Origin of the sequence: Mycobacterium sp., assembly GCF_035623875.1 — a bacterium.
GTDB lineage: Bacteria > Actinomycetota > Actinomycetes > Mycobacteriales > Mycobacteriaceae > Mycobacterium.
In genome coordinates, this window is the sequence record NZ_DASPSP010000203.1 from 1 (window position 1) to 6,473 (window position 6,473).

6 protein-coding genes and 1 pseudogene are annotated in these 6,473 nt (G+C 64.3%); 3 read left to right on the plus strand and 4 right to left on the minus strand.

What is annotated here, in order from left to right; genetic code table 11:
* Nucleotides 1-548: 548 nt before the first annotated feature.
* The 4 genes and pseudogenes from VEI45_RS17200 to VEI45_RS17215 all read right to left on the minus strand — a co-directional run bounded on the left by VEI45_RS17200 (nucleotide 549) and on the right by VEI45_RS17215 (nucleotide 4,685).
* Complete coding sequence (locus VEI45_RS17200) at nucleotides 549-3,320, minus strand: AAA family ATPase (protein ID WP_324855340.1); 2,772 nt, start codon at nucleotides 3,318-3,320, stop codon at nucleotides 549-551.
* Nucleotides 3,317-3,787, minus strand: coding sequence for a sigma factor-like helix-turn-helix DNA-binding protein (locus VEI45_RS17205; RefSeq protein WP_324855342.1), 471 nt, complete (start codon nucleotides 3,785-3,787; stop codon nucleotides 3,317-3,319). The genes VEI45_RS17200 and VEI45_RS17205 overlap by 4 nt, the downstream gene beginning before the upstream one ends.
* 287 nt (nucleotides 3,788-4,074) lie before the next feature.
* A pseudogene (locus VEI45_RS17210) lies at nucleotides 4,075-4,284 on the minus strand (helix-turn-helix domain-containing protein); the annotation flags it as partial.
* A 59-nt stretch (nucleotides 4,285-4,343) separates the two neighbouring features.
* Entirely contained in the window at nucleotides 4,344-4,685 is a 342-nt protein-coding gene (locus tag VEI45_RS17215) for a metal-sensitive transcriptional regulator (RefSeq protein ID WP_324855344.1), read from the minus strand.
* Nucleotides 4,686-4,934: 249 nt separating this feature from the next.
* On the opposite strand from VEI45_RS17215, the gene VEI45_RS17220 reads away from it, so the two are divergent.
* The 3 genes from VEI45_RS17220 to VEI45_RS17230 all read left to right on the plus strand — a co-directional run.
* Nucleotides 4,935-5,246, plus strand: a complete 312-nt coding sequence (locus VEI45_RS17220; RefSeq protein WP_324855346.1) for a hypothetical protein — start codon at nucleotides 4,935-4,937, stop codon at nucleotides 5,244-5,246.
* A 15-nt stretch (nucleotides 5,247-5,261) separates the two neighbouring features.
* Nucleotides 5,262-5,840 (plus strand): hypothetical protein, encoded by a 579-nt coding sequence (locus VEI45_RS17225; RefSeq protein WP_324855348.1) that lies wholly within the window; start codon nucleotides 5,262-5,264, stop codon nucleotides 5,838-5,840.
* 271 nt (nucleotides 5,841-6,111) lie between these two features.
* On the plus strand, nucleotides 6,112-6,473 hold a 362-nt coding region (locus VEI45_RS17230), incomplete at its 3' end, for an LGFP repeat-containing protein (protein ID WP_414687514.1).

The following is a 6,473-nucleotide window of genomic DNA, read 5'->3' on the forward strand; positions in this document are numbered from 1 at the left end:
ACTGTTCTGGAGAGTCGATGCCTCCAGGCAGCCGGCAAGCCATGCCGATCACCGCAACCGGAGTGAGAGGCGACTTGATCATCGGGACCAAAGATATAGCCGATCCTGAGTTCCGCACCCGATTACGTACTGGCCCGAACAAAACCATTCCCTCTCCTGGAACGGTGGATTGGCGCGGTGGGCAGCCTTAATCGCTGGGTAGCAAACCCGTCGGTTTCCGGGCTGACCGCCGCGACGGATTCGAATCCCTGACCTACTCGATGCGAACGAGAGAAGCTGGGCGTTTGGTCCGGCTGATGGCGTTGGCACTGATGCAAAAATGCAGCTCACGGCGTTGGGAGCGTTGGGCGAGTAAGGCGGTCGTCGAAACTACTGCGGACTGACTGCGGACTGGCTGTTGGCGCTGGTCGGTTGCAGCGCTGGCTCATAGTGTGCCGACCATTCGAACGCTGTCAACTGGATCCGGTAACTAGGGCACCGCACTGGTTGCAAAAGTTGGCTTTGGCGGCAGCTCGGTCCCCACGAGCCGCAAGCCAATCCCGACGTCGTCATGGCATCGCCTCGGCCCACGCGATATGGCCCTCGAAGTCAAGCGTTTTCGCCATGTCGCGGTAGCGATCCCGGAAGTGCGCGTAAGCGGCGGCATCGCCGTGAGCCCGCGCCAGGAGAGCCCGCAGCCGCAACAGCCAGATCTCGCGCACAGCGAAACCGTCGTCGGTCGGCGCCGCTAACCGCTCGATCGCGGCCTCCGCTAACCGCTCGATCGCGGCCTCGGCTTCGACCAAGTCACTCTCAGCTCCCCGATCGAGCAGTGTTTCCACCAGTACACCTGTCGGGGGAATGCTCCACCCCAGCAGCCGTCCCTCTCGGAATTGACCATCGGCGGCCGCGCGCATGAGCGGTATGGCGCCATCGCGATCTCCGCACCGAGCCGTCTCACGAGCCAAGCAGACCTCGACGATAGGTAAATCGGCCAGGAAGAACCCCCGGCGCAGGAACACTTCACTGACCTCCGCCAGGACCTGCTGTCCCCGGTCGCGCTCCGTGTCCGTCCGGCGGTGCACCAGCGCAATGCCCAACGTCATCCGGGCGAGGGCGAACGCGACATCATCACCGGATTGTTCGGCAATTCGCAGGGCATCCTCGATCTCGCGCATCGCGCGATCGTCAGGCGTCAGCACGCCAGGCGGTATTCCCGAGGTGTAAGCGTAGGCGACAACGGTGGCGTAGGACATGGGGTCGGTGCTGCGGGCCATGGCGAGGCCATGCCGCAGGTCGTCGCGCCATCCGGGACGTCCCAGGCAATAACGGGCCGTAGCGCGCGTCGTAAAGGCGAGCGCTAACGGAGACCCGATGATGAAGTTGCCTTTTGAGGGATCGCCGTCGGCCAGGTCGATAACCATCTGTGACCACCGCAGCGCGTCAGACCACTCAGCGCAGTAACCTCTGGCGACGATCGGTGCGAGGGACAGGCCCACCGTCAAGGTCGGATCGCCGAGCGACTCGATGAGGGCCATCGCTTCCGATGCCAGCTGCGACGCCTCGCGCAGCCGGGCCTTTTGCAAGTGGTCCATCACCAGCCCCGCCATGGCGATGGCCAGTGACGCCTTGTCCCCGGCGGCGGCGCACAACTCCCGCAATTCATCGAAGCGGGCGCCCGCCGCATGTTCATGGACTCGCCAGGCGATCCCGCACAACATGGTCCGGGAAGCAATGCGCATGGATGCTCGGTCGGGGTGATCGGCGGGTAGGGCGTCGGCGATCGTTCGGGCACGCTCCCAACTCCGCCATGCCGCGGCGATGTCGCGGTTGGTCGCCCACATCGCCGCGCGCATGTGCCAGCCGTAGGCCGCGTACAGATCACCGGCCGCCTCCAGATGCTCGGCAATCAAGGCAGCATTTTCATCGGCCGCTACGGGGTCGCTTGATTCGATCGCGGCCGCGACGCGCCGGTGCAGCTCGGCGCGATCCGACTTGAGCTGGAATTCGTAGGCCACCGTGCGAATCGACGGATGGTGAAACACGTACTCCGGTTGCCGGGTGAAGCGGACCTGATCGATGAGCTGAGCGGCCAGCAGATCATCGACGACCGCTTCAACTCCCACCGCGGTCAGCAGGTTCAGGCCAAACCGCGAGCCGAGCACTGCCGCTGCGCTCAGAGTGCGCTTTGCTGTTGCGTCGAGTCGGTCGATGCGAGCGGCGATGGTTGCCTGCAGCGTGACCGGCACGCTCACCTCGCCAACCTCTGCCGCCGACAGGTATGCACCCGGCTCGCCGCGCAGCACGCCCCGCTCGGCCAGTTCGCGCACGATCTCCTCGGCGAAAAACGGATTACCGGCGGCCCTCTCGGCGATCCTCTGGCCCAGCGCGCCATTCGACGGATCCGGGCCGAGCAGCTCCGAGACCAGTGCCGCGGTTTCTGAATCACTCAGCGGCGCAAGGGCGATGGTTTGAGCACCGTGCACCCGAGCCAGCGCCCCTTCGTACTCCGGTCGGTAGGTGACCAGCACCAGCGAGGGCGTCTGCAGCATGACCGTGAGGAAATCGGCCAGCAGCGACTCGCTGACCTCATCGATCCAATGGGTGTCCTCGATGACATAGACCGCCGGGGCCTGGCGGGCCAGCGAGGCCGCATTGACCAGCATGGTCAACCGCCGCCGACGAGCATCCGGATCGATCTTCGGCAGCTCCACATCGGGATCGGCGATGCCCAGCAGGTCGTCAAAGAGCACCAAGTCCTCAGGCTCCGCGTCGGGAGCCTGAGCCCGGATCTGGGCTCGGGCGGCAGGTGGATCAAGACCCTCGACGCCGGTGGCAGCGCGCAACAGGCTTGCCACGGCATGGAAGGGGACATGGCTGGTGTGCGATTCGCAGAAGGCGATGAACACGTCGACATCATGGGCACCTGCCATCGCCGAAACTTCATGCACAAGACGGCTTTTGCCTATGCCAGGCGCGCCGACCACGCCGACCACCGCGCCGTGGCCATCGAGTGCACGCTCCAGCAAGCCTGCAACGGCGGACATTTCCCACCGCCGACCGACCAGATCCGGCTGCGGCCACGGCGGCCGAACTGCTACCGGGTCATCTTCGTCGGTAACCTCGTCGCGTTCCAGCAGCGACAGCAGGGCGGGCATGCCGCAAAGTTCGGTTACGGCGTCCCGGCATGACGGACACTCGCCCAGGTGTGCATCGAATTCGCGCCGGTCCATCTCGGACAATGACCCCAGCACGTAGGCCGCGTCCCACTGTGCATACTTGTGGCCGTCTTGGCCGCGGGGTTCAGGGACGGATGGTCCGAGCCCCGGAAAGGCGGTCATTGTGCCACTCCCATCTCCTGCAGCGTCCGCTGCAGGGTTCGCAGCGCGTGATGCAGCCGCGATTTCACGGTGCCTTCGGCGATTCCCAGATCCGCGCCGATTTGTGCGGTTGTCCAGCCGTAATAGTGCGCGCGTCGAACAACCGCGCGATGTTCGGCAGGCAGCCGCGCGAACGCGTCGGCGACCAACGTCCGGTTCAGCGCCGAGTTGAGTTCATCCGATCCGCCCGCCTCCGGCGCGCCCGAGCCGTTGGACGAGATGTCGCGGGCGAGGGTAAACAGCCAGGCGCGGGTTGACCGCTCGTTGCCGTCGACAACCTCCTGATGCTGGTACGCCCGCAGAAGCGTCTCCTGCACAACGTCCTGGGCACGGGTCGCATTGCTCGTCAACCGGCACGCATAGCGCCATAAAGCCGCGCCGTGCTGGTTGTAGAGCGCCCGCATCGCGCCGGTTTCCGGAATGTCCATCACCAGCCTTCCGGCAGTGACACGAGTGCGGCGCCGTTTTGGTTCAAAACCGGCGCTAGCCGATGGTCAAGATGCGGGGCCGGTAGCCGGTGCGATCAGGGAACCGCACGCATCGCAAAACCGTGCGCCCTCGCGCGGCTCGGCGCCGCACACACGGCACGCCATCGCTGCGGTCATCCGACCCTCCGTCGCTCCCGGCCCCCGAGTTTCCCGATTCACCACCATAGGCGCTAGACGATTCCCAGAAGAGGTTTGATCGGTCGCCATCAGCGGCACGCCTCCGCACGTTAAGGGGACGTATCGCTGCTGTCTGCCTCCTGGGCAAGCACCCGGTACACCGTGGCACGGCTCACTTCGAGCGTCGCCGCAATCGTGCTTGCCGATTCACCGCTGGCATTCATCCGCTGCGCCAGAGCGGCTTTCTTCTCGTCAAGCGCCATGGGCCGTCCGATGTGCTGCCCACGCGCCCGACGTGCCTCACGCGTCGCTGAGCGACGGTTTCCGACCAAAAAGGCCGCAATGCGGGTTTGACCTCGGCACCAGTTTGCGCTAGCGGTCATGATGCGCCGACTTGCACCGTCTCGTCAGTGGTCGTGCCGTTCAAACAGGCGTCCGGACCGGTCAACGCGGGACTGAACTTGAGGGCGTCGACGAGTTCGTCGATGGCTGTCGTCCCCCGCCCACCCAGGACGGCCTCCGAGAAGCAGGTCTCTAGGTGGTTGTGCAACATCACCCTGTTCGTGCGCTCCAATGCCGACTGCACAGCCGAAATCTGCTTCATCACATCCACGCAGTACGCGTCGGCTTCGAGCATCCGAATGATCCCGTCGAGATGGCCCCGCACCGTCTTTAGCCGGTTGAGCGCCGCACGCTTTTTGGCCGTCAACTCCTTCGCCATCACCGTCTCCTTTCGGCTGCTGTCATCGGCAAACGCAGCCCCCCAATTGACTTGGGCTATTCGCACTCTATCCCACCCCACCCAGGGTGGGGTAGCATGGCAGCGATTGTTCAAACCAAGGACCTGAAATGCGCGACACGAAGGGCGGACACTGGCATGACTGAAGCATCTGAATCCGGCGCGACGACGGGGGCGCCATCCGCTGTTGAGCCTTCGCGAGATGGCCACCCGAATCGTATAAATCAAGCCTTGGCGTGGGTGGGCATCGTCGCCGGCGGCTTGTTCATCGTCGCGGCGATTTTCTTCTCCGGGTTCTTTCTGAGCTGGAGCATGGGCGGTCACCACATGGGGCCCGGAAAGATGGATGACTGCTGTAGCCAGATGAAACCCGGAGACCACATGGCACAGGGCGGAATGATGGGGCCGGGAGGCCCGAAGACGCCGAGCGGCCAGATGACACCGGGACAGATGATGCCCGGCATGACGATGGGCCCCGGCGGGATGATGGGGCCGAGTCCACAGTCGCCCACAACCTCACCCCCGAGCACTCCTGGGCCCTAGCACCGAGAGCGCCGGATGGCAAAGTTAACGCGCCGTGCAACGCTTGCCGCACTCGGAGCTAGCGGCGGCGCGTTCGCGCTGGGATACCTACTACGGGGCTTTAGATGGTCGGCGCTGGACATCCGACTCGTCGACCACAACGGCATGGGCGTCGATCCCGCCGACATGAGTCGCTACACCGAAATGTTCAACCGGCACAGCGAAATCACCCGCACCGTCGAGGAAATCCCCGGCGGGATACGCACCACCACCCAATCGAACTCGCCTGACCTAGTCGGGCAACTGCAAGCGCACGTATCGAGCATGTACTCCCATGTCGACCAGGGTGCAGAGGTCATGTGCATGAGCGGCAGTCTGCCAACGCTGTTCAGACATGCGAACGGCTATCGCCGCCAGCTGACTTTCACTCCCACCGGTGTGATTGCCGAAGAAACCGCCGATGACCCAGCCCTTACGCAAGCCATTCGCGCACATGCCGGCGAGGTCACGGGCTTTGTCCGTGATGGAATGCCACCGATGATGCGAGGGATGATGGGCGGCGGCATGATGGGGCCCGGCATGATGGGACCGGGTCGGATGATGGGACCGCCCTGAGGTTTCCGCCCGACATGATGGACCGAGCCTGTGTAGGGCAATCCCTACCGTTGGGCGAGAGGTTGCGGGCCAATTCGAGAGGAATGAGATGCGCGCGATAACGAAACGAACAGCGGCATTCTCCGCGGCAATCGCGGTGGTCGCGTTGACTGGCGCCGGATGTAGCCAGGCCACCAAGGAGAAGGCCGGCCAAACTGCGGGCTCTCCGACCTCGTCGGTGACGTCGGCAATTGCTACCGGGCCATCCGCGAGCGCTCCGAGTTCAACTCAGATGGCGGGCGCGAATGGTGTGGAGTACACGGTAGAGGGGCCCATCCTCGCGAAGTACGAGTCACTTGATGCCGCCACACGGAAGTCGCTGGGGCAGCCGACGGGCAACGAGGACAAGCACCCCGACGGCGGCGGCTTCCAGGAGTTTGACGGCGGCGCCATCTGCGTTCATGGCGCTGGGTCCTTTGTCGTATTGGGCAAGATCCGTGACAAATGGAACGAGGTGGGTGGAATGGATGGCAAGCTCGGTTTTCCGACCAGCGATGAGACAGACACCCCCGACGGTGGCAAGAAATCCACGTTCGAGCACGGCACGATCACATGGAAACCGGGCGATGCCCAGGCCACCGTCGTCTATAGCTA

Excerpts from the sequence above, each read along its gene's own strand:
- VEI45_RS17200 (WP_324855340.1), bottom strand. The coding sequence starts at position 3,320 with ATGACCGCCTTTCCGGGGCTCGGACCATCCGTCCCTGAACCCCGCGGC.
- VEI45_RS17205 (WP_324855342.1), bottom strand. The coding sequence starts at position 3,787 with ATGGACATTCCGGAAACCGGCGCGATGCGGGCGCTCTACAACCAGCAC.
- VEI45_RS17215 (WP_324855344.1), bottom strand. The coding sequence starts at position 4,685 with ATGGCGAAGGAGTTGACGGCCAAAAAGCGTGCGGCGCTCAACCGGCTA.
- VEI45_RS17225 (WP_324855348.1), top strand. The coding sequence starts at position 5,262 with ATGGCAAAGTTAACGCGCCGTGCAACGCTTGCCGCACTCGGAGCTAGC.